Genomic DNA, 25,690 nt, shown 5'->3' on the forward strand with positions numbered 1-25,690 from the left:
TAAAAGAGAATCGCCAGAATAGCGGAATAGATACCGGCTTTGGCGATTCTCTTTTGTATTATAGAAAATTTGATCGAAAGATACAAAAATGTTCCGCGAGTATGCACACTGCTCGTTAGAGGAAAAGGGATGGTGACGCGACTTTGTTTCGGTTCGGCTGTGTGTCAAAGTGCTTTCTTTTTAGTGCTTATAAAGTCTTTTCATTCTGCTTTTCTTTTAGATAAGCATCGGCATCTTTAAAAAAGCTTCCCAGGATCAGGATGATAATGATTCCCAGAGGGAAGGCGGCAATGATGGATACTGTCTGCAGGTTTGCCATGGAATTTTCGGAAAAAATCAGGGCAATGGGAAGCAGAATCAGCATAATAGACCAGAACAGTTTAATGTTCCGGTTTGGTTCCTCGTTCGGCTTCAACTCCTTGTAGGAATAAGCGGCAGCCACCAGAGTAATGGAATCAAAGGATGTAGAGTAAAAGGTTACCATACAAAGGACCAGAAGAATCAGCACCAGTCCGGGAAGCGGAAGCTGTTCCAGAACGGAAACAATGGCAGCATATAAATCTCCGGTTTTTGTATATACAGAAAGCAGATCCAACCGTCCATGCATCTGCAGCCCCATTCCATAATTGCCGAGAATGATGAAGGAGGTAAAGGTTCCAGCCAGACCAAAGGAATATCCTCCCAGTACAACCTGGCGAACAGTTCTCCCTCGGCTGATAGAGCCAATGAAAAAAGGAGTTGCTACACACCATACAATCCAGTAGGACCAGTAAAAGATGGTCCAGTTCTGAGGGAAGGAGCTGGTGCGCAGGGCATCTGTCCAGGTGGACAGTCCGATAAAGTTCTGAACCAGATTACCAATGGAGCTTAGACCAGTTTCAATAATGTATCGGCTTTCTCCTCCCAGGAAAAATACATAGGCAAGGAGCATAAAAAACAGATAAACGCAGCAGGAGGCAGCTAGCTGTACACCTTTCATTCCAAGATAGACACAGAAGGTGTAAATACAGCAGATACTGATTAAAATAAAGATGGTAAGAGCGACGCTCTGAGGAATTCCGGTAACGCGGCTGATTGCCATGGAAAGCAGAGGTGTTGCCAGGGAAAAAGTAGTGGCAGTACCTGCAAGGAGAGCAATCACAGCAATGAAATCGATGATTTTACCACTCCACCCATCCACCCGCTTTCCAAGAATCGGACGACAGGACTCAGAAAATTTCTGCTTGGTTCTTTTGCGGACATGAAGCATAAAGCCGAACGCCACGGCCAGAACCAGATAAAAACTCCAGGGAATCGGTCCCCAGTGAAACAGAGGATAGGTAGAGGCCCATTCCTGAATTCCGCCCATTTCTTCAATGTGAGGTTCATTGGCATACAGGATCCATTCACAGCAGGAGTAAAAAAGAATATCTGCAGCCAGTCCGGCAGTAAACATCATGGAGCCCCACTGAAAAAAAGTATATTCCGGTTTTTCCAGATCTCCCAGCCGAATGTTTCCAAAGCGGGAAAAGGCCATATACAGGGAGCAGAAAAATACACCCAGGCCGATCAGCAGGTAATAACTGCCCATCTGATCCCCAAGGAGAGAGCGGATAGAAGCTAAAAGCTGGGAGGACTGTTCTGGATTGCGAACAAACCAGATACAGAGAATCACAATACAGAGAAAGGGAATCAGTGTAATAAACCAGTCCAGCCGGCGGGCCAGCGAAGTGTCGGAAGCCCGATTTTGTTCTTTTTTCATAATGCAAAATACCTCCTATAGCAGTTTTACAGAAATATCTGCGAGTAAAATGTTCAAAAATATTAAAAATTAAATTATATTGAACATATTAGCATTGCAGGAGAAAAAATGCAAGAGGGATTTCTTGCGAATTTCTTTCAGTTTAGGAGGGAGTCTATCAAAAAAGAAGGAATTCTGGTAAAATAGCAGAAAAAATGAAAGATGTGACGGCAGAAATGGAGAGAGAAAACAGAAGGGCAGGGGCAGGGAGAAGCAGGAGAAAACAGAAATCAGCAAGAGCCTTTGCTGGAAAAGGGCTGGTATCCGGGGGGATTGCAGTGCTGACAGTAGTGTTGGCTGCTACAGGATTTATGACATGGAGAAAAGAAAGCTATGCCAGGGGGACCGCAGAGCAGCCTGAAAATTCCGGCCAGCTTGTGACAGTCGGAGAGATGCAAAGCAGCGGAACCGGGGAAGAGAAGCCGATTCTGGGGGGAGCTGAACTGATGATGCTCTCCAATCAGACAAAAGGGCAGATGATGTCATTTTTAATAGAAACAAAAAATGGAAATCTGATTGTAATAGATGGCGGTCGTTGGGAAGATGGAGAGCACCTGATGGAGGAAATCCGTCGGAGAGGCGGTCATGTGGATGCCTGGTTTCTGACCCATACGCATACGGATCATGTAGGTGCTCTTTTGAATCTTTTGCAGACAGAGGCAGAAGGTGAAGATACGGGAATAGAAATTCAGCATATCTATTATAATTTTGCAGATTTGGACTGGTATGCGATTCATGAACCGGGAGATTATGGCACAGCGGCTGCAATTATTGGAGAATTGGAGAAGCTTCCAGATAGAGTATGCCAGATTGTAGAGAGGGGACAGACGATTACCGTAGATGATGTGACAGTGACGGTAATGAATGAACGCTATGAGCCAGGACCGGAGCAAATAGGAGAGCGGGACGGCAATGATGCAGGAATTGCTTATCGTATGGTAGTTCATGGGGTATCGATTTTGTTCCTTGGAGATTTGCAGAAGATTGGTGGCGATTTGCTCCTGGAGCAGGCAGGAGCAGAGGCATTAAAATCTGATGTTGTGCAGATGGCTCACCACGGACAGAATGGAGTCAGTGAAGCTGTTTATCAGGCCATAGATCCGGAAATCTGTCTTTGGCCTACGCCTGGATGGCTTTGGGATAATGAAGGCGGCGGCTACCAGACGCCGGAAACAAAAAGCTGGATGGAGAAGCTTCATGTAAAGCGGCATTACTGTATAAAAGATGGCGATCAGATTATGCGGTAAAAAAGAAAAACGAAAAGACAGCATTATTGTGGCAGCGGATAAATTCCGGCTGCCACATATTATTTAATAAAAAATCAGTCTGTTACAGCCAGTCCGCTGTGATAAGAATAGCTTCCCAGCTCGTGGAGAAGCCGTTCCAGTTCCTGGGCATCTGCCTGACGAGTGGAATGGATGCTGGTATTGATCAGCGCGTTTACGTTGCTGCATTTCAGCAAAGAATACCGGAATAGATCCGGGAAGGAGGCCCTTGAGGCAAGTCTTCGATCCCAGGGATTGCACCATAGCTCGTGATCCAGATTCAGGCACTGACGAGGATTCTTTACTTTATCTGTGACCAGTTTGGTGGAGGCTACCGGTTTTTTCAGCACAAGGTTCTCAACAAAGGCGATCCGGTCAGTTTTTTTGCCGGAGGGATCGGCCAGAGTGCGGCATCCAAACCGCAGAGCAAGAATGGAGCGGTAAATCATGGATGAAGATACCTGGAAGCTGTTTTCATAGGTAATGGGGTAATAGACCTCATTGATACATTTTGCCAGGAACTGGGAGATGAACTGCATTTCCATTCCGTTCAGGCAAATGGTTGCCGCTTGGTTAAACTGAGAAGGCTTTTTCTTTTTATATTTCCATAAAAGCAGGGCATCAATATCATTTTCCAGAGCGGCATGAAGGCCGTGAGTTTCCATAGTCGGATTTTTGGCATCATAGCCGATTCTGCCATATACATAAGGATGGCAAATGGAGTCGCCAATATAGTGGCAGACAAAGCCACAGAAATAGGAAAGCCCTTCCTCTCTCTGCTGCCGGGATTCAATATCCTGTAAATTTTCCAGATAGCAGCGGAAGAAATCCTGGATGTGATGCTCATGCATATAGGAGCCTACATTCCGGTAATCTCTGTGACGGAGAATAGGAATGTTGTAGAAAAACATATCTGGTCCCTGAAGCCCAAGCTGGTAAAGCCAACGATATTTGGCAATAATATATTTTAGCTGATTGTTGGGAAGATCATTGAAGGCCTTCATTCCCAGAATATAATGTGTGGTAAATCCAGGCATATAAACTGCCCCCTCTCTCTTAAAATTTCCCGTAGTGTTCCTTTCTATCATACCATATTCGGGCATGAAATGCGAGGGGACAAATAAAGGAAAAAGGGAAATAAAGAAGAACGGGAGATACAGAAGAAAGGGGAGAGGAGCACAGAATCTGTGTCCGGTATAGGAAAGAGACTTTGCTGCATAAACATAGAAAAAAGACATTGGGAGTAAGAATGCAGCAGTTGGCAGAAACGATACATGTGATTGTTTGGGGGCCGTGGACCATGATGATTTTTCTTGCTACAGGAATCTGGTTTACGGTAAAATCAGGCGGTTTTCAGTTTTTTGGCTTTTCACAGTGGTGGAGAGAAACCATTGGGAGTATCTGGGAGGAGGAACCGTTACAAGGCGACAGGGAGAATGAAGGGATGGCGGACTCCGGCATTACGCCGTTTCAGGCGGCCTGTACGGGGCTGGCAGCGACTATTGGGACAGGCAATATTGTAGGAGTGGCGACAGCATTGACTGCGGGAGGGCCGGGAGCTCTGTTCTGGATGTGGGTTTCTGCTTTTATGGGAATGATGACTGCCTATGCAGAAACGGCTTTGGGACAGAAATACCGTTACCGAAAGCAGGATGGACATTGGATGTGCGGGCCTATGGTATATATGGAGCGAGGAGTGGGGAGCAGATGCATGGGGATTTTTTATGCGGGTCTTGCCCTTCTTTCTTCACTGGGAATGGGAAGCATGGTACAGTCAAATTCTATGAGTACAACCTTAAACTTCAGTGCAGGGATCCGGCCCGGGACAAGCGCTGTACTTATAACGATTCTTACCGCACTGGTGATTCTGGGGGGTATCGGAAGAATTTCCAGGGTGACAGAAAAGCTGATGCCGGTGTCCGCGGGAATTTATGTTGCATTTTCTGTAATGGTTCTTTTTTTCTGCAGAGAAAGCATCTGGCCAGTATTACAGACGGTATTTTCTGAGGCATTTACTGCAGAGGCAGCAGGCGGAGGTGTAGGCGGCTTTCTCCTGAGCAGAAGTGTCCGGTACGGGATGTCCAGAGGTGTGTTTTCTAATGAAGCAGGTTTGGGAAGTATGGCTGTGCTTCATGGAGCGGCAGAGAATACCACACCGGAGAAACAGGGGATGTGGGCAATGTTTGAGGTGTTTTTTGATACCATTGTGATTTGCAGTCTGACTGGTCTTGTGATTCTCTGTGTTTGCCACAGAGTGGGAAGCGTACCGGCGGCTCTGGATGGAGCAAGGCTTACTGCCTGGTGTTTTTCCCGATGCCTGGGAGCTCTGGGGGAACGTCTGGTATCAGGAGCAATGACAGTCTTTGCATTTGCCACAATCATTGCCTGGTATTATCTGGGGCGGCAGACGGCGTCCTATCTGGGAACACGGATTTTTGGCCGGGAGATATGGATGGGCTGGTATCCGGTTCTGTATCTGGCAGCGGTTTTTGCTGGCTGTATCTGTCGTCTGGACGTGGTCTGGATGGTATCTGATGTGTGGAACGGGCTGATGGCGTGGCCTAACCTGGCTGCTCTTTGGATTTTATCCAGGCAGATTCCTTTTTGCCAAAGGGAAAATCATATTGACAAGAATGTGAAAAGAAAGTATCATACTACATAAATAAAATGTAAAACCGTATGGAAAAGGGAGTAGCTTGGCGGTTCCAGCCGCTGTGTACTGTCGTCATCTCGGCTGTCCGCATCAGGCGGAGTAAATATGGCCCGGCATGCATATAATAAGCGAGACTTTTACTGTGTCCTTGTGGTACAATAAAAGTCTCGCTGTTTTTATGTCATAGGAAATTACGTCCTATGACATAAAAACGCTCCGCGAGGATCGCCATGCGGCGGAAGAGAATTTTGTCGCAGAAGCGACCCGCCGCAGGCGGAGAAGCTCGCAAGCGAGCTTCTTTCTGTCATAGGAAATTACGTCCTATGACATAAAAACGCTCCGCAGGGATCGCCATGCGGCGGAATAGAGGGACATGAGGATTTACAAAAGGAGGAAAAGGAAAATGATTCTGACGTACGTACTTTTAGTTGTGGGATTTGTACTTCTGATCAAGGGCGCAGATTTTTTCGTGGAAGCGAGTTCTTCCATTGCAAAGACACTGCGGGTGCCCAGTATTATTATCGGGCTTACGATTGTTGCTTTTGGAACCAGTATGCCGGAGCTGGCAGTAAGCACTACGGCATCTTTAGCAGGAAATAATGAAATTGCTGTGGGAAACGTAATTGGTTCCAATATTTTTAATCTGCTGGTTGTGCTGGGAGCCTGCGGCGCGATTCGCCCATTTGCAGTGCAGCTGCGGTGGGATTATGCAGCTTCTGTAGGGGTGGCTGCCGCCCTGTTTTTTATGATTGTTGGTGATCATTTTGTGAGCCGAACAGAGGCCATTATTCTTCTGGTGCTGTTCGCGGTTTTTGTAGCGATGACAGTACGGGATGCATTGACAAACAGAATTGAAGAGGAAGAAGAGTATAAATCCATTACACCTCTGCGTTGCGCAATTTACATTGTAGGAGGTCTTACTGCGATTGTATGCGGTGGAGATCTTGTTGTGGAGTGTGCAAAGGAAATTGCACTTGCCTTAGGTATGAGCCAAACTTTGGTAGGATTGACTGTGGTAGCCCTGGGAACTTCTCTTCCGGAGCTGGTAACCTCTGTGGTTGCTTCCCGGAAAGGGGAAAATGGACTGGCTCTGGGAAATGTGATTGGTTCTAATATCTTTAATATTTTGATGGTTTTGGGTGCTTCTGCAGCAGTAAAACCAGTGCCGGTAAACGGACTGGCGGTTGTGGATGCGGCCTGCCTGATTGTATTCAGTTTGATCACCTGGCTTTTGTGCAGGAGCAAACTGCGGATCAGCCGTATGGAAGGTCTGATTATGCTGGGAATGTACACTGTGTACCTGATTTATATTTGTATTCGGTAACAGGATATGGTTAAAAGCAAAAAAGAATCTCTCCGGGAATAGAGAGATTCTTTTTTTAACATTATAAAGAGGTAAAAAAGGGAGGAGAGCTGATAATGTATATTATCAGCTCGAGTATTATGAAAAAAATCTTATAAGCGTTTCATAAACAACTGCGTCTTGTTGTTTATGGTTATAGTATACGGGGAAATCGTGAAGAAATCGTGTTCTTAATGTAAAAGGTTTTTGAATGAATTATGAACAGAATGTGAATGAGACGTTCTGCTGTTGACAATCCGGCAGACTTTCATTAAACTGGACATAGGGAAAGCGGACGGAACAGCCGTGGCTTTCGATTATCGTATCAGAAGGGAGATTTTACAATGAAAAATCCAGAAATTACTATCACCATGGAAAATGGAGATGTGATCCGCGCAGAGCTTTATCCGGAGATTGCACCGAATACAGTAAAGAATTTTATCAGTCTTGCAAATAAGGGCTTTTATGACGGACTGATTTTCCACAGAGTGATTGAAGGCTTTATGATTCAGGGCGGATGTCCTCAGGGAACCGGCATGGGCGGCCCGGGATATTCCATTAAGGGCGAATTTTCTCAGAATGGTTTCCAGAATGATCTGAAGCATACGGAGGGCGTACTTTCCATGGCAAGATCCATGATGCCCAACTCTGCAGGCTCCCAGTTCTTTATTATGCACAAGACTTCTCCGCATCTGGACGGCGCATACGCTGCTTTTGGTAAGGTTGTAGAGGGGATGGATGTGGTAAATAAGATCGCGGAAACCCGCACAGACTACAGCGACAGACCGCTGAAGGAGCAGAAAATCAAATCTATGACTGCTGAAACCTTTGGCGAAGAGTATGGCGAGCCGGAGAAGTGCTAATCTGTCCTGAGGGATACGCAGAAGATTTGTTTTTCAGTGAATAAAGAGAGAAAGGTGATCCGGAAACAATGAAAACAGAGCGGAAGGTTCTGGTTGACGGAGTTTTGTACCCGGTTATTCTTTCCGATGAGCAGGAGACTCTCCTTGCTGCGAAGGCGGCGGGGAGAGTCTTTGTTGGTTTAGCGGAAAAAGGCGGGGCGGCAAGACTGTGGGGAGCAGAATATGTGGCAGAGGCAGAGCCTGAGTGGGAGAGGGAAAATAACCAGAAGGATGCGGGAAGAGGAGCGGCTGGGACATTTGTGGGGGAAGAGCAGACAGCAGAAGACCTGATCAGGCGGGCAGGAGTGGACGACGTATATCTGGAGCGGATTGTCCGCCGCAGTCTGGGACTTCCGTGGAGAATTTGTGAGACAGAACGTCTTCTGATACGGGAGTTTACCAAAGAGGATGGGACAAGGGTTTTAAAGGAGCCAGAGGAGGAGACAGAAAGCGACAGGGTGTTTTATACACCGGAGCTTTTAGATGCCTATATCCGGCATCAGTATCGTTTTTGTGAATATGGAATCTGGGCAGTAGTGCGCAAATCCGACGGCGCTTTGGTGGGGACAGCCGGAGTATCGGCAGGACAGGAAGAGGACGGGCAGAAGAGTGCCGGAGAAGCAGAAGGAGAGGAAGAAGCGTGGCTGGAGCTGGGATATCATATTTTCCGCCCTTACAGGCGCAGAGGCTATGCCAGAGAAGCCTGTGAAGCCGTGATTGCTTATGCAGAGCAGGAGTTTTCCTGCCGGATCCGGGCAGCAGTAAAGCCGGACAACACAGCGTCTGTCCGGCTTTTAAAGAAGCTTGGAATACCTTATTATTTTGTCACAGAGGGATCAAAGATATAGCGGATCAGCGCGATGGAGTGATCGGTTCTCTGAGAACCGGCAACCAGACCAAGAAGCGGAGTATCCTGCGACAGATTGGAGCCTTCTGCAAATTCTGTGCCGCTTAAATCAATGGCACAGGCATATTCCTTGCCGTTTTCGTCTTTGGAATAATAAAGGCGATCCTGAACCAGCGCAAGCACATCTGGAGGAAGAATGGTTTCCAGGTTTTCGAAGCCGCCGATGGAAGCATAATGATCCGTGCTGGTTGTATCTCCGATCATGACATCCAGATCATGAGCCATAACAAGGGCTGTGATTTTTGCCATCATAGCATAGCTGTATTCTGTAGCCTTTTCACCAAAGGAAACAAAAGCTGTTTCTGTAACAACCAGCTCCTTCTTTCCGAACTGCATCCACTCTGCAAAGTCCTTTTCGATGGGCTCAGAATTAATATCAGATTCACCGCGGCTGTTCAGATACATACAGTGAAAGGCCGTATCAAAGGTGGTTCTGTAAATAGAGGATCCTACAATATACAGGGCGATAACAAGAAGAAGAGCGCCGAAAATATGAAATTTGTAATAGGTCCAGATATACCAGGCTTTATCCCTGGGAGACATGGCTTTCAGCTTTTCTTTTTCTGTAGGCTGATGGACAGGTGGAAGATCCGCGGGAGAGGTTTCCGTATTGCCGGAGGAGGAGCCAGCCTGCTGCTGGCGCATGGTTTCTTCTGTAATTTTCATAAGCAGTCATTCCTTTTCTGTAAAGCATTTTCTATCTTTCTTGTCTGCGGCAGAGCCGCCATGGGATAAGTATATCATAAACTGACCAGCGATGGCACAAAAAAATCTGAAATCAGAGGGAACGTTGCAATTTATGTTTTTTTTCGCTATAATACGTTCAGGCTCTTTGAGCAGAAAAGACACTCCGCAGAAGGATCGGAGTAGAAAACAGGAGGATAAGAATGCTTTCTTCACTATTTAATTACGACAACCCGGTCTGGCGGTTTATCGGAAAGTTTTTTGATGTTATGATTCTGAATCTTTTATGGGTGGTATGCAGTATTCCCATCGTTACTATGGGCGCTTCTACAACAGCGGTTTATTATGTTACGATGAAGCTGGTACGGGATGAAGACGGACCTACCATTCGTTCCTTTTTTAAATCCTTTAAGGAAAATTTTAAACAGGCAACGATTATCTGGCTGATACTTATGGTAATAGGTGCAATTATCGGCTTTGATCTGTATTTCTTTATGCGGGTGCAGACAGAAAGTTCAACCGTGCGTACCGTGATGATGGCTATTTTCCTGGCTTTTGGGATTATTTGGATTTGCGTTACCTTATTTGTATTTCCTCTTCAGGCCAAGTTTTATAACCCGGTTAAGAGAACCTTGTTTAATGCATTTTTCATGTCAATCCGTCACTTTTTTCACTCTGTAGGAATGCTGGCCATTGATGTGCTGCTGGTTGCAGCAGGACTTCTTGTTCCGATGCTTGCGGCATTGGTATTTCTGTTTGGATTTCCACTGCTGGCTTATGCAAATTCTTTTTTCTTTGTAGGAATCTTTGATAAGTATATTCCGAAAAAGGAGGAACGGGATGACGATGAGTTCCATCCCTTAGAGGATGAGCCGGCAGAGCAGCAGCCGGAGGAATAAAAAAGAAAAAGCGGGTGGTGAAAACAGGAATTGTTTTCATCACCCGCTTTTTCCTGCATAATCGGTTATTTCTGCTCCTTGATATTTTTGGAAACCGTGATTTCTTGATTGTCAATGTGCTCGCGGATTGCGGTTTTGGCTTCCGATGCTTTGCGTCCGCGGACAGCTTTTAGAATCTGTTCATGCTCGACTACAAGGATCTGACGTTTTTCGGCATCCTTGATGTATTCCAGGCGATAGCGGTACATCTGCTCCCGCAGGTTGTTGAGGATTTGGACAAGACGGTTATTTCCAGTGCCGTTGTAGATGATATCGTGGTAGTGCTCATCTGTTTCTGCAATGGTCATGGCATCTCCGGCTGTGACAGCTTCGCGGAATGCATTCTGAGCAAGCTCCAGATCCTCAATATCACTGTCGCTCATACGCTGGCAGGCAAGCTCGATGGCCAGCTCCTCCAGGGAACGGCGAACCTCCAATACGTCCCGCAGGCTTTTTTCAGAAATTTTGGCAACTTCGGCACCTTTTCTGGGAATCATTAAAACCAGGCCTTCCAGCTCCAGCTTGCGGATAGCCTCGCGGATAGGAGTTCGGCTGACGCCAAGGCGGTCAGCCAGCTGAATTTCCATCAGACGTTCTCCCGGCTCAAGCTCGCCCTTTAAAATTGCCTGGCGCAAAGTGTTGAAAACCACATCCCGAAGAGGAAGATATTCATTCATATTAACTTTCAGTTTCTGTTCCATGATTTGAAAGCTCCTTCTGATTATAGAAATTTGTAATATAAACCTGTTTGGCAAGGTGGGAGAAGGCGCCGAACCGCATCTCCTCATAGGCAGTCTGGGCGGCCTTTGGATTGGTAAATAAGCCGAAGACCGTGGGACCGCTGCCGCTCATGAGAGCGCCTATAGCTCCGCTTTCCAGCATGGTGTCTTTGATCTGCTGGATAATAGGATATTCTTTTATGGTAACTGTCTCCAGAACATTGCCCAGGCGTCCGGCGATTCCGTAAATATCCTGGTCACGGATGGCCTGGAGGATTCCATCAATATCTGGGTGCTGATCTGGTTTTAAAGCATTGGCGTGAAGATTGTCATAAACAAACTTGGTGGATACGCTGATGGCAGGTTTTGCAATCAGAACCTGGCACTGGGGTACTGGGGGAAGCGGTGTCAGAATTTCACCGATACCTTCAGAAAGCGCTGTTCCGCGGAGAATGCAGTAGGGAACATCAGCGCCGATTTTTACACCGCGCTCCATCAGCTGGGCAGTGTTCAGTCCCAAGCGGAACATTTTGTTTACTCCAAACAGGACAGCGGCTGCATCACTGCTTCCTCCAGCCATGCCGGCAGCTACAGGAATGAATTTTCTCAGACGGATCTGAACGCCCTCAGTAATCTGGAATTCATCCATCAGGAGCTTTGCAGCCTTGTAAACCAGATTGTTTTCATTGGTGGGAAGATAATACAGATTGGTTTCTACCTGAATGCCCGGTTCTGCAGTGCGAATCAGGTCAATCCGATCAAAAATTCCTACGGTCTGCATGATCATGCGGACTTCGTGATAGCCGTCTTCCCGTTTCCGGAGTACGTCCAGTCCCAGATTGATTTTGCCGTAGGCCTTCAGTCCAAGATGCTTAATCATGGCACTTCTCCTTTGCAGTTCATGAAAAATCGCAGAACAAAAATAGATTCTGGATTGTATTTTTGTATTATTTTGTATACAGTATATATTATACAAATAGGGGAGAAAATTTGCAATAGGAAAATCAGAAAAAGAAACTGCTTTTCCCGTCCGGTTTTGATGGAAGCTCCGGACGGGAAAGCGGATAATGTGATTATACAGATTCCAGGGGGATAACATGGCGCATCAGGTCTTCTAACTGCTCCCGTTCTCTGGTAAGGACAACCTGTCCATCCTCGCGAATGAGAATTTCGGCAGGGCGAAGACGATTATTATAATTGGAGGCCATGGTAAAGCCGTAGGCTCCGGTGTCAAGGATACACAGCGTATCGCCTTTCATAATCTCCGGCAGTGTTCGATCCTTGGCAAGAATATCGCCGCTTTCGCAGATATTGCCTACGATAGTAACGGTTTCCTCTTTTTCAGAGGGCTGATCTCCCGCCCGATAGATTTCCACACTGTGATAGGAATCGTACATAATGGGGCGCTGGAGTACATTGAAGCCGCAGTCGCAGCCTACAAACTTGCGGTCGTGGTTGTGTTTTACGGAGTGAACCGTAGAAAGAATGACACTGCTTTCTGCAGAAATATAGCGGCCCGGCTCAATACGGAAGGTAAGGGGACGTCCATATTCCTCAGAAAATGCATAGAGAGCCTTGTCAATAGCCGCGCCCAGCTCCTTTAAATCAAGAGGTGCCTCTCCGAATTCTTTTTTGTAGGGAATTCCGAAGCCGCCGCCCATATCTACGAATTCCAGATCCGGAAACTGTCTGGCAATGGCAAAGAGTGGTTCCAGACTGGCAGTGAAGGCATCTCCTGTCATAAACAGAGAGCCAATGTGCTGATTGATGCCAATCAGCTTCAGATCGTACTTTTTCAGGAGAGCTTTTACCTGGGGAATATCTTCAGGGTCAATGCCAAACTTGGTCAGCTTTCCGGCAGTAATTACCTTCTCATGATGTCCGGCTCCGACACCGGGATTAAACCGGACAGCAACCGAATGACCTGGCGCCAGCTGTCCAAACTGCTCCAGCTGACTTAAGGAATCTACACTGATCCGCACTCCGGCATCAATAGCATACTGCATTTCCTCTAGAGAAACATTGTTGCAGATATAGAAAATATCTTCTGGAGAAAATCCGGCCATCCGCTCCATATAGATCTCACCGGGAGACATGGCATCGACCTCTAGCCCTTCAGAGCGCACAATCTGAAGAAATGCCAGACCACAGTTGGCCTTGGCAGAATAATCAACGACAAAATGGGGATAAGTAACCATATTTTTTAAATCCCGGCAGCGCTGGCGGAGAATCCGCTCATTGTAAACGTACAAAGGAGTCTGGTACTGACGGGCCAGCTCTGTGGGATCGTTCCCCTCAAAAAAATTCATGTTTTCCGTGACTTTTGTATAAATCTTTTTCATTGAAGGTTCCTTTCGTGATAAGGTTGGGGATATCAGAGCTTTGGGCAGCGCCGGGTATGATGAAAACCGCGCCTGCGAAACTCTTTAACGTATTGTAGCACGAAAGGATAAAATGGGCAAGAAGATGCATGGAGGAACTGTCAGCAATCTCCAAGCATAATCCGGATAATTTCCTCATTGGTTTCTTTCATTCCGTCCTTGCCAAGACGGCCTACGTTCTGAAGGGTGGCTTCTATGCCCTTTGTAACAATACCGTCTCCGCCATGGAACTGCTGGCCGTTTTTGTACATGTGGTAGCCCAGAATTCCGGCGTCAATGGCAGAAGCGATTTTGGCGGCACAGGAGGCTTTGGCGCCGTCGCAGATAATACCGGATACGATGGCAAGGGCATTGACAACGGTGTGGGTAATATCTTTGTAGCTGCCTCCGCACAGGTATGCGATTCCGGCTCCGGCTCCGGCTCCGGCGCTGACAGCTCCGCAGTAGGCAGAAAGACGTCCGATGGGGGTTTTCTGGTGAATGGCAGTCAGGTTGGAAAGGGCGAGGGCCCGGTAAAGCTGCTCCTTGCTGCTGCCTAATTCTCTGGCATAAACGACAACGGGAACAGAAACGGTGATTCCCTGATTGCCGCTGCCGGAATTGATAATAACAGGCAGCTCGCAGCCGTTCATCCGGGCGTCAGAGCCGGCTGCTGCCATCGCCTTGGCGCGGACACGGATATTGGGCGGATCCATAGACAGGAGAACAGAGCCGATATTGGCGCCGTAATCGCCCCGGATTCCCTCCTCGGCAATGGCCATATTAAACGCGATCTGGCGGTCGAGAATTTCCCGGATATCGTCAATGTCAACAGTCTGGATGAAATCCCAGATTCCTTCCATGGAAAGCAGACTCCGATCGGTCAGCCCGTCTCCGGAATCGCCGGCATATTCTTTGTTCAGAAGGCTTTTCCCGTTTTTTTCAACGGAAACAATGTTGGTATGGTATCCGGCAATGCGGACGGAGGCAGAATCTTCCCCGGCAAAGGCTGTAATGACAATGTCAAAGGTGATGCCGTTGTCAATGTGCTCAACGGTGATTTCTGTCTGCTCCAGATAGGTTTTGATGGCTTCGGCCTGGTCGGGGGTAATTCCGGAAAGGACTTCCAGCTGTTTTTCCGGCTGTCCGACAATGGTTCCGGCGGCAATAGAGGCGGGGATTCCTTTTAAGTGATTGGTGTTGGGAACGATGACAGATTTTACATTTTTCAGAATACTTCCGCTGACTCCGGCATGGATGCGCCGGGGAAGCTGTCCAAGGGCTTTTCGTGCTGCTGCTGCTGCGTAGGCCAGTGCAATAGGCTCTGTGCATCCGAGAGCAGGAATCAGTTCTTCCTGTAAAATATGAAGATAGGCTTGGTATCTGGGATCTTTTTTCTCCATGGTAATCTCCTTTTTTTCTTGACGGTTTATTTAAATTCAGTGTATCATGAGGATATAGTTTTGTAAAATTTAATGATTTTATAATATGATTAAAAATTATTAAACAGACACAGGAGGATCGTCGTGGAACTGAGAGAAATGATTACCTTCCTTGAAGTGGCGAGACAGAGGAGCTTTTCCAGGGCAGCGAAAAATCTGGGCTATTCTCAGGCGGCAGTAACCATTCAGATTAAGCAGCTGGAGGCAGAACTGGGAGTCTACCTTTTTGACCGGATTGGAAAGCAGACCACCATGACCCATCAGGGAGTGATTTTTTATGAGTATGCGGCAGGGATTGTCCGGGATCTGGAAATGGCAAGACAGGCTGTGGCTCAGACAGGAGAGCTGACCGGGGAACTGTGTGTCGGTACGGTGGAATCGATTTGCGCGGCTATTTTTCCGGAGCTTCTTCAGACCTATCACAGGCTGCATCCGAAGGTGAATATCAGAGTGATTCTGGATACGCCTGAGAATCTGCTGAAGCGGATGGACCAGAATACTCTGGATTTTGTCTATCTGCTGGATAAGCGAGTCTGCAGTGGAACGTGGGTAAAGGCGCTGGAGGAAGCGGAAAATGTCCGTTTTCTGGCGGGGGTGGCTCATCCTCTGGCGGGGAAGCGGGGAATTAGACTGGAGGAGATGGTGCACCAGTCATTTCTTCTTACAGAGAAAGATGTCAGCTACCGTCTGATTCTGGATCAGTTTCTGGCCTCACAGGGACTGGAAATTACGCCGTTTCTGGAGATTGGCAATACGGATTATATTATTCGCCAGCTGATTCTGCAGGAGGGAGTATCTTTTCTTCCGGAATTTACCGTTCATGCCGAGGTCAGTGAGGGAAAGCTTGCCGTTCTGGATGTGAAGGATTTTCATATGCAGGTGTGGAGGCAGATTCTTTATCACAAGGATAAGTGGGTTACGCGGGAAATGGAGGAGTTTTTCCGGCTGGCAGGCGGAACGGACGGAAGAGCAGAAGCGGAGAAGACACACAAGGGGAAAGAATCATCAATACATAAAAAACAGAAAGTGGGTGCAGGATTATGAAATTGATCCATTTATCGGATCTTCATATTGGAAAACGGGTAAATGAGTTTTCCATGCTGGAGGATCAGAAATATATTCTGGCGCAGATCCTTGGCATTGTAAAGGACGAGCAGCCGGATGGAGTGATTCTGGCTGGAGATATTTATGACAAAGCAGTGCCGTCTGCAGAGGCAGTGCAGGTTTTTGACTACTTTCTTACGGAGCTTTCCAGATTAGGTACAGCTGTTTTTCTCATCAGCGGAAATCACGATTCAGCGGAGCGTCTGGCCTTTGGAAGCCGTCTGATGCGGGAAAGCCGTGTGTTTTCGGCACCGGTTTATGATGGGAAGCTTACCAGTGTGTGTCTGGAGGATTCCTGGGGGGAAGTGTGGATTCATCTTCTTCCCTTTTTAAAACCGGCAGCAGTACGCCATGTCTATGAAAATGAGCCGGCAGATACCAGTGAGGAGGCTGTTTCCACAGCTCTTTCTCATTTGAACCTGGATCCGCAAAAAAGGAATGTGCTGGCAGCTCATCAGTTTGTAACCGGGGCATCTCTCAGTGAATCAGAGGAGCTGGCTGTGGGCGGACTGGATCAGATTCGTGCAGAGCTGTTTGAGCCATTTGATTATGTGGCGCTGGGACATATTCACAGCCCGCAGCAGGTTGGCCGGGAAACAATCCGGTACTGCGGAACGCCATTAAAATATTCTTTTTCTGAGGCAGGGCAGCAAAAATCTGTGACAGTGGCGGAACTGAGGGAGAAAGGAAATATTCAGGTCAGAACCATTCCGCTGAAGCCGCTTCACGATATGAGAAGACTCAGGGGAACGTATCTGGAGGTAACGGCGAAATCGTTTTATGAGCAGTTTGATCGGGAGGACTATGTGCAGATTACTCTGACGGACGAAGAAGATGTGCCAGATGGAATGCAGAAGCTGAGGGTGGTTTATCCGAATCTGATGCGCCTGGAGTATGACAACAAAAGGACAAGGGAGGGTCATTTGATTGAGGCTGTAGAAAGGCTGGAGGAAAAAACAGGCCTGGAGTTGTTTGAAGAATTTTATGAGCTGCAGAATAACAGTCCTATGAGTGAAAGGCAGAGGGCCTTTGCAGGAAAACTGATGGAAGAGATTGACAAAGAGAGGGAAGTATGAGACCGGAATATTTGATTCTCAGTGGATTTGGCCCTTATGCAGGGCGGACAGAGCTTGATTTTCAAAAGTTTGGAAAGGGCGGGCTCTACCTGATTACAGGGGATACAGGAGCAGGAAAAACCACAATTTTTGATGCAATTACATTTGCGCTGTACGGAGAGGCCAGCGGGCAGGTCAGAGAGTCGGGAATGTTCCGAAGCAAATATGCAGCGCCGGAAACGCCAACCTTTGTGGAGCTGACCTTTTCCTATCAGGGAAAAACTTACCGGGTGCGTCGAAATCCGGAATATCTGCGGCCCAAGGGAAGAGGAAGTGGAATGACTGTTCAGAAGGCGGATGCAGAACTGACTTTCCCGGACGGGCGGCAGCCAGTTACAAAGGCCAGAGAGGTTACAAAAGCGATTACGGAGCTGACCGGACTGGATTACCGGCAGTTTACGCAGATTGCCATGATTGCTCAGGGAGATTTTCAGAAGCTTCTACTGGCGGGAACAGCGGAAAGAGGAGAGATTTTCAGACAGCTTTTTCATACGGGGCTGTATCGGGAGGTGCAGGACCGGCTGAAGGAAGAGGTGAAGAAGAGGTGGAAGCAGTATGATGAGCTGCGCCGAAGCATCAGCCAGTATCTGGATGGAGTAGATGCAGGGCAGGATGAAGAGCTGTCTTTGGAATTTCAGGAGCTGAAGAAGGAGCATTTTGACGGAAAAGCAGTCCGCGGTATGGAAATTTTAAGTCAGCTTCTGGGACGGGATGCAAAGCGTCTTCAGGAAATGGACAGTTCTTTAAGAAAGCTGGAGGAAACGATCAGGCGGGAAACAGGGCGGGCAGAAAAGCTTCAGCAGAGAAAAAAACTGGAGCAGGATCTGGAAGTTAAGATGGCTGACAGGAAACAGGCCGAGGAGGGGCTGAAGCTGGCACAGAGAGAAGCTGATGCTTCTTTGAAGGCTGCAGAGGACTGTGGGCTGCTGGAGACGCAGATTCGTCAGGCAAAAGAGCGTCTGCAAAAATGGAGTACCATGGAACAGCTGGAAAGACAGCTGGAAGATCTGGGGCAGGCGCTTACACAAGTGGAAAAGAAGGCGCAGGCAGAAGGACAGAAGCTAGGGAAGCTGGAGGAGGAAGCGGATTCTATAGAAAAGGCACTGGAACAGTTTCAGGGACTTGACGGCAGGAGAGAGCGCTTTTTGGCAGAAAAGGCGAGACTGGAGCAGCAGCAGGCAGAGCTGGGGAAGGGCAGGAATTTGTGGGAGCAGGCCAAGAAAAGGCTGAGCTTGACAGAGGAAAAGCTGTCTCTGCTTCAGAAGGAATCCTTTGAGGTTGGAGAAAGGCTGAGGCAGGACAGGGAGGAGTTTGAAAAGGCAAAGGCTGCGGAGCTTTCTCTGGAGCAGATTCAAAGGGAACAGCAGGTTTTGGAAAATAGGAAAATTCAGCTTTTTCATCTGACAGAACGGATCAGCAAATGGAAAACGGCAGCGGAAAATCTGAAACAGTTTCAGGCCAGGTATGGGACAGCAGCAGAAATCAGCCGCAGCCTGCGAAAACAGTACACAGAGCTGGAGCAGCTGTTTCTTGACGGACAGGCAGGCATTCTGGCCGCTCAGCTGAGGTCGGGGGAGGCATGTCCTGTATGTGGTTCTCTTCATCATCCTATGCCTGCCCGCGTACAGAAAAACGTACCAGGGAAGGAAGAACTGGAGAAAAAGGAAAAAGAAGTAAATCAGGCAGAAGGAAAAACAGAGCGGCTCAGCGGAGAAGCCGGACAGTGGAGAAAACGCCTTGAGGAGGAAGAAGAACAGCTTGCTCAGGCTGGTATGTCGCTGTATGGAGTGTCAGAGCCGGAGCAGCTGGAAGCGCTGGCAGAAAAGGAGCAACAGACGCTGATTTCTTTGGAAAAAGAAATCAGCTGCCGCCGAAGACAGGCTGAGGCAGAGAAAGAGCAGAAAGAGAAGCTGGAGGCATGTCTGAAGGCTGGGGAGGAGAAATTTCAGCAAAAGGAAAATGCTTTCCGGGAGATGGAGAAACAGAGAGCAGCAGATGAACGGGGGTGTCAGGAGCTTCAGAAGCGTTTAGAGGAGATTTGCAGACTGCGGGAGGAGGATGGAATGGAAAAGAACTCCGAAGAGCAGACTGTGCGGGCAGATGCGGAGGATTATGATACGGCAGAGCATGCCGCTGGACTTTTATCTGTTCTGGAGGAAAAACGGTGTCAGGTTATGGCAGAGCTTGAGAAAAACAGCATCTGGGAGAAACGAAGAAAAACTCTGGAGCAGCGCCGGGAGGAGACAGAGAAGAATCGGAAAGAGGCAGAGACGGTGATCCATAGCTGTGAAAAGCAGATGACAGAACAGAGAACTAAGCTTCAGGGATACCAGGAGAGAATTCTTGACTTGCAGGGAGAAACGGCAGGAGAGACGAAGGAGGCGCTGGAAACGGGAATCAGACTGTGGGCAGAGAAAAAGGCACAGCTGGAGTCTGCACGGGAGATGAGCGGACAGAGGTATCAGAGGCAGAAAGAGCTGCTGGCAGGATTGATTCAGGCAGAGAAGACGCTGAAAAGCCAGCTGGCGGAAAGCGAAGGTCTGGAGGAAGCTGGTATTTTGGAAGCGCTTGCGCTGGCAGAGGAACAAAAGCAGGAACTTTCCAGAGAAAGGGATGCTCAGTATGCAGCCGGAAAAAATAACAGGAATATTTATGATGCAGTCATTGGACGGCGGCAGGTTATGGAACAGGCCGAGCAGGAATATGTGTGGCTGAAGGATCTTTCTGATACTGCAAATGGAACGTTGAGCGGCAAGCAGAAAATCGAACTGGAAACTTATATACAAATGAATTATTTTGATCGGATTCTCAGGAAGGCAAATCTGCGGCTTATGACCATGAGCAGCGGGCAGTATGAGCTGAAACGCAGGGAGGACAGCGACAATAAAAAAGAAAAAGCAGGTCTGGAGCTGAATGTAATTGATCATTATAATGGTTCTGAGCGCAGTGTGAAGACTTTGTCCGGCGGGGAAACCTTTCAGGCATCCCTGTCTCTTGCTCTGGGGCTTTCGGATGAAATTCAGTCCAGAACCGGCGGAATCCGCCTGGATGCCATGTTTGTAGATGAGGGCTTTGGCTCACTGGATGAGGATGCCTTAAATCAGGCCCTGAAGGCACTGGAGGGATTGACAGAGGGAGAACGGCTGGTTGGAATTATCTCCCATGTTTCTGAGCTGAAGGAGAGGATTGATCATAAAATCATGGTAACCAGATGCAGAAACCGGGAAGGAACAGGAAGCAGGGCGGAGGTAATCGCAGGAGGAAGGTAGCGGAAGAAAAATACAGGGAGGATAGAAGACAGATGGGAAAGACAATACTTCTGGTGTCCAGAGAGGAAATGCTTCATCAGGCTCATAACATATTACAGGAGAAAAAATATACCATTCACGGAATGCGGGTAATCTCTACGGAGAATGCAGTTATGGAGGCCAGAAAAGCCATAGCGGACGGGGCATCCATTATCATTGCCAGAGGACTTCAGGCATCCCTGATCAAACAGTACACCGATATTCCTGTAGTGGAAATTGTTCTGACAGCACAGGAAATGGCTCTTTTGGTGATGAGAGCCAGACAGATTGTGGCGAAATCACGTCCGGTTATTGCTGTAGTGGGATTCCGGAATATGTTTTGTGACATGTCTTATTTTGACGAGCTTTACGGAATCGATCTTCGCATGTATTTTGCAGAGCAGGGGGCGCAGCTTCCAGGGATTGTGCGAAGGGCTGTGGAGGACGGTGTGGATCTGGTGATTGGAGGAGATACAGCAGTTTCCATTGCCACAGAGGCAGGGGTTCCCTCCCTATTTCTTTCCACCACAGAAGATTCCATGCGTCAGGCTATGGCGATGGCAGAGAATCTGGATTATGCCATGAAGGTGGAGAAAAAGACAGCAGCCCAGATGGAAACACTCCTGGATTATTCCTTTAGCGGAGTAATCCGTCTGGACAGTCAGGGGCTGATTACGGCAGTAAATCCTGTGATGGAGGATATTATTGGAAAAAAACAGGAACAGCTGAAAGGACTTTTCGTAGGAGAACTTGCACCCCTGCTGGGCGAGGAAGTGCTGCGGCAGGTTTTGAAGGAGGGGAAGGACTCTTCTCTGTTTCTGGAATGGAATCACACGCCTGTTTTTGCAGTAATTGCTCCCGTTCTCTATGAGGAACGGGTAGAAGGGGCAATTATTACCTGTCATAAAACAGCTCCCAGAGCAGGGACGAAGGAAAAACGGCAGGAGCAGAGGCGAAAGCAGGAGGAAAGGGGGCTTCCGCCTCTGGTGCGTTTTGAGGATATCCTTCAGGGGTCTCCTGCCATGCAGGAATGTGTGCGCCTTGCCAGTCTGTATGCCCTGTCACGGTATCCGGTAGTGCTGCGGGGAGAGCCGGGAACGGAAAAACGAATGCTGGCAGAAAGTATTCACAACAGCAGTCCCAGAAAAGAGGGGCCGTTTCTTGATATTCCCTGCCGGGGATTGTCCGGCGAGGAACAGAGGGACTTGATTTTTGGTTCCAGGGGGGCGGCCCTTCAGGCTCAGGGCGGAACCCTGCTTCTTAGGAATGCAGAGGAGCTGACTCTGGCAAACCAGTACCGTCTGTGTCAGTTGATCCGGTTTCAGGTATGCCACGGAGCAGACATTGCCCGTATGAGAAAGATCGATGTGCGCATTATGATAACAATAGAATGTCCTCTGCCGGAGCTGGAGGCAGAAGGAAAAATCAGCAGCGATTTGTATTTTCTTCTGTCTGGACTGGAGCTTTTCATACCGCCTCTGAGGGAGAGAAAAGAGGATTTGAAAAGAAAGCTGGATATGACACTGCAAAGCTGCTGTGAGCGGTATGGACGGTTTCATGTTCTGACGGCAGGAGCCAGGGCGGTGATGATGGAATATCCATGGAGAGGAAATCTGTTTCAGGTGGAGAACTTTTGTGAAAGGCTGATTTTAACAGCCGGAAAGCGTTCCATTGATGAGAACACAGTGAAAAGACTGCTTGGAGAATTGTATCCGGAACCTTCTGTCCCTGACCGCGCGCCAGGTCTAAATCTGCCAGGAGAAGGCACGTTAGAGGAAGAGCCGGAGGAACTGCGCCGGATTCGTGCTGCGCTGAAAAAGTACAATGGAAACCGGGAAAAAACAGCAGAAGCGCTGGGAATCAGCAAAACAACGCTGTGGAGAAAAATGAAACTGTGGGGGATTGCATAAAGAAATGAAATGCAATTATTTTGAAATGAATATGAAATAATAATGAAGGATTGTGGCAGATGAACAAGAAAAAATCCTGTTTTTATGAAATTCAACCATTGTTTCTTTTCGCTGTGATATCTATAATGCAGTCATAGATACCTGAGGCACAGGAATACAGGAAAGAGAGGAAATATCATGAAAATTGGATTTATTGGATTAGGAATTATGGGAAGACCCATGGCAAAAAATCTGTTAAAGGCAGGCTATGATCTGGTTGTATATGATTTTAACAAAGATGCAGTGGCTGATTTGGTTTCCTACGGCGCATCAGCTGCAGAAAGTGGAAAGGAACTGGCTTCCCAGGTTGAGGCAGTAATCACTATGGTTCCCAATTCTCCCCATGTAAGAGCAGCAGTTCTGGGAGAAAATGGTGTTGCAGAAGGTGCAAAGCCGGGACTGGTTGTTATTGACATGAGCTCAATTGACCCGACGGAGAGCAAGGCAATCGGCGCAGAACTGGCAAAAATGGGCATTGACATGATGGACTGCCCTGTATCTGGTGGAGAGCCAAAGGCAATTGACGGAACCATTTCTGTTATGTGCGGCGGCAAAAAAGAGTTGTTTGACAAATATTATGATATGTTGATGTCTATGGCAGGTTCTGTTGTTTATGTTGGCGAGCTGGGTTCCGGAAATGTAGCAAAGCTGGCAAACCAGATGATTGTCGCAATCAATATTTCTGCAGTGGCAGAGGCGCTGACCTTTGCAAAGAAGGCAGGAACGGATCCGGAGCTGGTATATCAGGCAATCCGCGGAGGACTGGCAGGTTCTACCGTTATGGATGCAAAGGCGCCAATGATGCTGGATGGCAATTACAAGCCGGGCTTCCGTATTGAACTGCATATTAAGGATCTGACCAACGCACTGAATGCAGCTCATGCTATCAGTTCTCCGGCTCCTCTGACTGCTCAGATGATGGAGGTTATGCAGTTCCTGAGAACAGAAGGCTGCGATAAAGAGGATCACGCAAGTATTGTGAAGTACTACGAGAAAATTTCCGGTACCAGCATTGTAAAATAATCCCAGGGGACGAAGGAGACGGGTATGAATACAGATTTTATCAAGGGAGTCGTTGTTCCGATGATTACACCCATTGATCAGGATGAACTGATTGATGAGAAGGCAATTCGCAGTCAAGTGGATTATGTGATTGACGGTGGAGTAAGCGGAATTTTGTTATATGGAAGCAACGGTGAGTTTTATGTGATTGAAGAAGACGAGATGGAGCGCGGTCTGAAAATCGTTGTGGATCAGGTGGCAGGGCGTGTCCCGGTATATTTTGGTATCGGAGCCATCAGCACCAAAAAGTGTATTCGTCTTGCTAAAATGGCAGCCGCAGGCGGCGCAGCAGGAATTTCAGTGCTGCAGCCCATGTTTTTAAAGCCGACGGAGACAGAGCTGTTTACCCATTTTAAGGCGATTGCAGATGCAGTGGAGGAACTTCCCGTGCTTTTGTATAATAACCCTGGACGTGTAGGATATACTCTGTCAGCTAATCTGGTAGAGCGTCTGGCCCATGAGGTTCCCAACATTGTAGGAATGAAGGATACCAGCGGAGACATTACCCAGACCTCTGAGTTTATCCGGAGAAACAGAGACATTGGATTCAAGGTATTCGGCGGAAAGGATACCCTGCTGTATGCTTCTCTGTGCCACGGAGCGGTAGGCGGTGTCTGCACTGCGGCAAATTTTATGCCTGAGCTGATTACAGACGTTTATAATAAGTATGTCGGGGGAGATCTGGAGGGATCTCTGGAGGCACAGTTTAAACTGAATCCGGTTCGCCTTTCCATGGACGGCGCAAGCTTCCCGGTAGCAGCAAAGGATATGGCTAACCTGCGGGGACGCAATATCGGTCTTCCCTACACTCCGAATCTTGCAACACCGGAGGGACCGGTTCTGGACAAGATCAAAGCAGAGATGACAAAAGCAGGACTGCTGTAATCGGAACGAACAAAAACAAGAAAAATTTACTGCCATATATTGATATCATAAACCGGCCATCCCCCACAATCTGGCCGGTTTATGTATTTTTACAGAATAAATTAATGGTTCAGGAGGGGCTATGAAATTATTATTTGCATCAGATTCATTTAAAGGAACCCTGTCATCCCAGCAGATTATCCGCCTTTTGAAAGCATCGGCAGAGAAAATATTTCCGGGCTGTGAAACCGTGGGAGTGCCTATAGCAGATGGAGGAGAAGGAACAGTTGAGGCGGTGATTACTGTAACCGGAGGCAAGTACCGTCAGGTAAAGGTTCACGGTCCTCTGATGGAGGAAACAACGGCTTCTTACGGTGTGTTCCACGGTGACAGAGCGGTGATTGAAATGGCTGCCGCGTCCGGTCTTCCTATGGTTCCGGTGGAAAAAAGAAATCCTCTGGAGACAACGACTTATGGAACAGGAGAGCTGATTCGTGATGCGTTAGAGCAGGGATACAGAAAGATTGCCGTAGCCATCGGCGGAAGCGCTACCAATGATGGCGGTATGGGCGCTATGAGGGCGTTGGGAGTACGTTTTTTGGATCAGGAGGGCCGGACACTGGAAGGTCGCGGACGGGATCTGGAAAAGGTGGATAAGATCGATGTGAGCGGTCTTCATCCAGCTGTATCAGAAGCAGAGATCACGGTTATGTGCGATGTGAATAATCCACTGACAGGACCGGACGGAGCAACTTATACCTTTGGAAAGCAAAAGGGAGGAACTCCGGATATTCTTGACCGTCTGGAGGCGGGAATGAAGCAGTATGCCGGCGTTATGAGAAGAAATGGAATGGATGTGGAGCAGATGGCCGGAGCCGGAGCAGCAGGAGGTCTGGGGGCAGCTCTCTGCGGATATCTTCATGCAAATCTGAAATCGGGAATTGAAACTGTGCTGGATTTGATGGATTTTGACAGTCTTCTGGAAGGAACGGATTTGGTCGTGACAGGAGAAGGCCGTATGGACTGGCAGTCAGCGTTTGGAAAGGTTCCCAGCGGAGTCGGATTAAGATGCAGGGCAAAGGGAATTCCAGCTGTAGCGATTGTTGGCGGTATCGGTGACGGCGCTGAAAAAATGTATGACTTTGGTGTGGAAAGCATAATGTCAACCATAAACGGAGCGATGGATCTGGAGGAAGCTCTCTCGCGGGCAGAGGAGCTGTATGCAGAGGCCGCAGACAGAACCTTCCGCATGGTGCGTACCGGAATGAAAATATCAGGAGTTTCAGAATAAAGTAACAGAGAAAGAAGTGGAGAATG

20 protein-coding genes are annotated in these 25,690 nt (G+C 48.0%); 13 read left to right on the forward strand and 7 right to left on the reverse strand.

Features of this window, described 5'->3' with window-relative positions:
• Positions 1–187 precede the first annotated feature (187 nt).
• Positions 188–1,741, reverse strand: coding sequence for a BCCT family transporter (locus tag ACESON_RS10870; RefSeq protein ID WP_177960012.1), 1,554 nt, complete (start codon positions 1,739–1,741; stop codon positions 188–190).
• A 194-nt stretch (positions 1,742–1,935) separates the two neighbouring features.
• Here ACESON_RS10870 and ACESON_RS10875 point away from each other — a divergent pair, with 194 nt between their 5' ends.
• Positions 1,936–3,027 (forward strand): ComEC/Rec2 family competence protein, encoded by a 1,092-nt coding sequence (locus tag ACESON_RS10875; protein WP_373109796.1) that lies wholly within the window; start codon positions 1,936–1,938, stop codon positions 3,025–3,027.
• 74 nt (positions 3,028–3,101) lie between these two features.
• Here ACESON_RS10875 and ACESON_RS10880 read toward each other — a convergent pair whose 3' ends face one another.
• Positions 3,102–4,082, reverse strand: a complete 981-nt coding sequence (locus tag ACESON_RS10880; protein WP_177960010.1) for a zinc dependent phospholipase C family protein — start codon at positions 4,080–4,082, stop codon at positions 3,102–3,104.
• Between the two features lie 212 nt (positions 4,083–4,294).
• Between ACESON_RS10880 and ACESON_RS10885 the strand changes: the two genes are divergently transcribed.
• The 4 genes from ACESON_RS10885 (at position 4,295) to ACESON_RS10900 (ending at position 8,790) form a co-directional block, all read left to right on the forward strand.
• On the forward strand, positions 4,295–5,707 hold the full coding sequence (locus tag ACESON_RS10885) for an alanine/glycine:cation symporter family protein (protein ID WP_373109798.1): 1,413 nt from the start codon (positions 4,295–4,297) through the stop codon (positions 5,705–5,707).
• A gap of 394 nt (positions 5,708–6,101) precedes the next feature.
• Complete coding sequence (locus tag ACESON_RS10890; RefSeq protein WP_373109799.1) at positions 6,102–7,022, forward strand: calcium/sodium antiporter; 921 nt, start codon at positions 6,102–6,104, stop codon at positions 7,020–7,022.
• A 362-nt stretch (positions 7,023–7,384) separates the two neighbouring features.
• A complete protein-coding gene (locus ACESON_RS10895) occupies positions 7,385–7,903 on the forward strand; it encodes a peptidylprolyl isomerase (RefSeq protein ID WP_373109801.1) in 519 nt (172 codons plus the stop codon).
• A 68-nt stretch (positions 7,904–7,971) separates the two neighbouring features.
• The gene (locus ACESON_RS10900; RefSeq protein WP_373109802.1) at positions 7,972–8,790 is read left to right on the forward strand and encodes a GNAT family N-acetyltransferase; all 819 of its coding nucleotides are present in this window, start codon (positions 7,972–7,974) and stop codon (positions 8,788–8,790) included.
• Here the strand turns inward: ACESON_RS10900 and ACESON_RS10905 are convergent.
• Positions 8,760–9,515 carry a hypothetical protein gene (locus ACESON_RS10905; RefSeq protein ID WP_373109805.1) on the reverse strand — a complete coding sequence of 252 codons (756 nt, stop codon included), beginning with the start codon at positions 9,513–9,515 and terminating at the stop codon, positions 8,760–8,762. The two genes, ACESON_RS10900 and ACESON_RS10905, sit on opposite strands and share 31 nt — an antisense overlap.
• Before the next feature lie 221 nt (positions 9,516–9,736).
• On the opposite strand from ACESON_RS10905, the gene ACESON_RS10910 reads away from it, so the two are divergent.
• Positions 9,737–10,432, forward strand: coding sequence for a YesL family protein (locus ACESON_RS10910; protein WP_373109806.1), 696 nt, complete (start codon positions 9,737–9,739; stop codon positions 10,430–10,432).
• A 65-nt stretch (positions 10,433–10,497) separates the two neighbouring features.
• On the opposite strand, the gene ACESON_RS10915 is transcribed toward ACESON_RS10910, so the two are convergent.
• The 4 genes from ACESON_RS10915 to ACESON_RS10930 all read right to left on the reverse strand — a co-directional run bounded on the left by ACESON_RS10915 (position 10,498) and on the right by ACESON_RS10930 (position 14,953).
• Positions 10,498–11,172: an FCD domain-containing protein gene (locus ACESON_RS10915; RefSeq protein WP_177958554.1), complete on the reverse strand. Its 675-nt coding sequence runs from the start codon at positions 11,170–11,172 to the stop codon at positions 10,498–10,500.
• Complete coding sequence (gene ispE, locus ACESON_RS10920; RefSeq protein WP_177958555.1) at positions 11,150–12,070, reverse strand: 4-(cytidine 5'-diphospho)-2-C-methyl-D-erythritol kinase; 921 nt, start codon at positions 12,068–12,070, stop codon at positions 11,150–11,152. Before ispE ends, ACESON_RS10915 begins: the two co-directional genes overlap by 23 nt.
• A 193-nt stretch (positions 12,071–12,263) precedes the next feature.
• Positions 12,264–13,532, reverse strand: a complete 1,269-nt coding sequence (lysA, locus tag ACESON_RS10925) for a diaminopimelate decarboxylase (protein ID WP_373109808.1) — start codon at positions 13,530–13,532, stop codon at positions 12,264–12,266.
• A 140-nt stretch (positions 13,533–13,672) separates the two neighbouring features.
• Positions 13,673–14,953, reverse strand: coding sequence for a serine dehydratase subunit alpha family protein (locus tag ACESON_RS10930; protein ID WP_373109810.1), 1,281 nt, complete (start codon positions 14,951–14,953; stop codon positions 13,673–13,675).
• A 123-nt stretch (positions 14,954–15,076) separates the two neighbouring features.
• Between ACESON_RS10930 and ACESON_RS10935 the strand changes: the two genes are divergently transcribed.
• The 7 genes from ACESON_RS10935 to ACESON_RS10965 all read left to right on the forward strand — a co-directional run bounded on the left by ACESON_RS10935 (position 15,077) and on the right by ACESON_RS10965 (position 25,664).
• A complete protein-coding gene (locus ACESON_RS10935) occupies positions 15,077–16,036 on the forward strand; it encodes a LysR family transcriptional regulator (protein WP_373109812.1) in 960 nt (319 codons plus the stop codon).
• Entirely contained in the window at positions 16,033–17,172 is a 1,140-nt protein-coding gene (locus ACESON_RS10940; protein ID WP_373109814.1) for an exonuclease SbcCD subunit D, read from the forward strand. Before ACESON_RS10935 ends, ACESON_RS10940 begins: the two co-directional genes overlap by 4 nt.
• On the forward strand, positions 17,169–20,480 hold the full coding sequence (locus ACESON_RS10945) for an SbcC/MukB-like Walker B domain-containing protein (RefSeq protein WP_373109815.1): 3,312 nt from the start codon (positions 17,169–17,171) through the stop codon (positions 20,478–20,480). The genes ACESON_RS10940 and ACESON_RS10945 overlap by 4 nt, the downstream gene beginning before the upstream one ends.
• Positions 20,481–20,512: 32 nt before the next feature.
• Positions 20,513–22,408 (forward strand): PrpR N-terminal domain-containing protein, encoded by a 1,896-nt coding sequence (locus ACESON_RS10950; RefSeq protein ID WP_177958559.1) that lies wholly within the window; start codon positions 20,513–20,515, stop codon positions 22,406–22,408.
• A 177-nt stretch (positions 22,409–22,585) separates the two neighbouring features.
• Positions 22,586–23,470, forward strand: a complete 885-nt coding sequence (gene garR / locus ACESON_RS10955) for a 2-hydroxy-3-oxopropionate reductase (protein WP_373109818.1) — start codon at positions 22,586–22,588, stop codon at positions 23,468–23,470.
• A gap of 24 nt (positions 23,471–23,494) precedes the next feature.
• On the forward strand, positions 23,495–24,394 hold the full coding sequence (locus ACESON_RS10960; protein WP_373109819.1) for a dihydrodipicolinate synthase family protein: 900 nt from the start codon (positions 23,495–23,497) through the stop codon (positions 24,392–24,394).
• A gap of 121 nt (positions 24,395–24,515) precedes the next feature.
• Positions 24,516–25,664, forward strand: a complete 1,149-nt coding sequence (locus ACESON_RS10965) for a glycerate kinase (protein ID WP_177958562.1) — start codon at positions 24,516–24,518, stop codon at positions 25,662–25,664.
• The last annotated feature ends 26 nt before the right edge of the window (positions 25,665–25,690 follow it).

It is taken from the genome of Lachnoclostridium sp. Marseille-P6806 (assembly GCF_964238185.1).
Lineage (GTDB): Bacteria > Bacillota > Clostridia > Lachnospirales > Lachnospiraceae > Brotaphodocola.

What these genes read in the sequence shown, in the direction of transcription:
- ACESON_RS10870 (WP_177960012.1), bottom strand. Translation starts at nt 1,741, where the DNA reads ATGAAAAAAGAACAAAATCGGGCTTCCGACACTTCGCTGGCCCGCCGG.
- ACESON_RS10875 (WP_373109796.1), top strand. Translation starts at nt 1,936, where the DNA reads ATGAAAGATGTGACGGCAGAAATGGAGAGAGAAAACAGAAGGGCAGGG.
- ACESON_RS10880 (WP_177960010.1), bottom strand. Translation starts at nt 4,082, where the DNA reads ATGCCTGGATTTACCACACATTATATTCTGGGAATGAAGGCCTTCAAT.
- ACESON_RS10885 (WP_373109798.1), top strand. Translation starts at nt 4,295, where the DNA reads ATGCAGCAGTTGGCAGAAACGATACATGTGATTGTTTGGGGGCCGTGG.
- ACESON_RS10890 (WP_373109799.1), top strand. Translation starts at nt 6,102, where the DNA reads ATGATTCTGACGTACGTACTTTTAGTTGTGGGATTTGTACTTCTGATC.
- ACESON_RS10895 (WP_373109801.1), top strand. Translation starts at nt 7,385, where the DNA reads ATGAAAAATCCAGAAATTACTATCACCATGGAAAATGGAGATGTGATC.
- ACESON_RS10900 (WP_373109802.1), top strand. Translation starts at nt 7,972, where the DNA reads ATGAAAACAGAGCGGAAGGTTCTGGTTGACGGAGTTTTGTACCCGGTT.
- ACESON_RS10905 (WP_373109805.1), bottom strand. Translation starts at nt 9,515, where the DNA reads ATGAAAATTACAGAAGAAACCATGCGCCAGCAGCAGGCTGGCTCCTCC.
- ACESON_RS10910 (WP_373109806.1), top strand. Translation starts at nt 9,737, where the DNA reads ATGCTTTCTTCACTATTTAATTACGACAACCCGGTCTGGCGGTTTATC.
- ACESON_RS10915 (WP_177958554.1), bottom strand. Translation starts at nt 11,172, where the DNA reads ATGGAACAGAAACTGAAAGTTAATATGAATGAATATCTTCCTCTTCGG.
- ispE (WP_177958555.1), bottom strand. Translation starts at nt 12,070, where the DNA reads ATGATTAAGCATCTTGGACTGAAGGCCTACGGCAAAATCAATCTGGGA.
- lysA (WP_373109808.1), bottom strand. Translation starts at nt 13,532, where the DNA reads ATGAAAAAGATTTATACAAAAGTCACGGAAAACATGAATTTTTTTGAG.
- ACESON_RS10930 (WP_373109810.1), bottom strand. Translation starts at nt 14,953, where the DNA reads ATGGAGAAAAAAGATCCCAGATACCAAGCCTATCTTCATATTTTACAG.
- ACESON_RS10940 (WP_373109814.1), top strand. Translation starts at nt 16,033, where the DNA reads ATGAAATTGATCCATTTATCGGATCTTCATATTGGAAAACGGGTAAAT.
- ACESON_RS10945 (WP_373109815.1), top strand. Translation starts at nt 17,169, where the DNA reads ATGAGACCGGAATATTTGATTCTCAGTGGATTTGGCCCTTATGCAGGG.
- ACESON_RS10950 (WP_177958559.1), top strand. Translation starts at nt 20,513, where the DNA reads ATGGGAAAGACAATACTTCTGGTGTCCAGAGAGGAAATGCTTCATCAG.
- garR (WP_373109818.1), top strand. Translation starts at nt 22,586, where the DNA reads ATGAAAATTGGATTTATTGGATTAGGAATTATGGGAAGACCCATGGCA.
- ACESON_RS10960 (WP_373109819.1), top strand. Translation starts at nt 23,495, where the DNA reads ATGAATACAGATTTTATCAAGGGAGTCGTTGTTCCGATGATTACACCC.
- ACESON_RS10965 (WP_177958562.1), top strand. Translation starts at nt 24,516, where the DNA reads ATGAAATTATTATTTGCATCAGATTCATTTAAAGGAACCCTGTCATCC.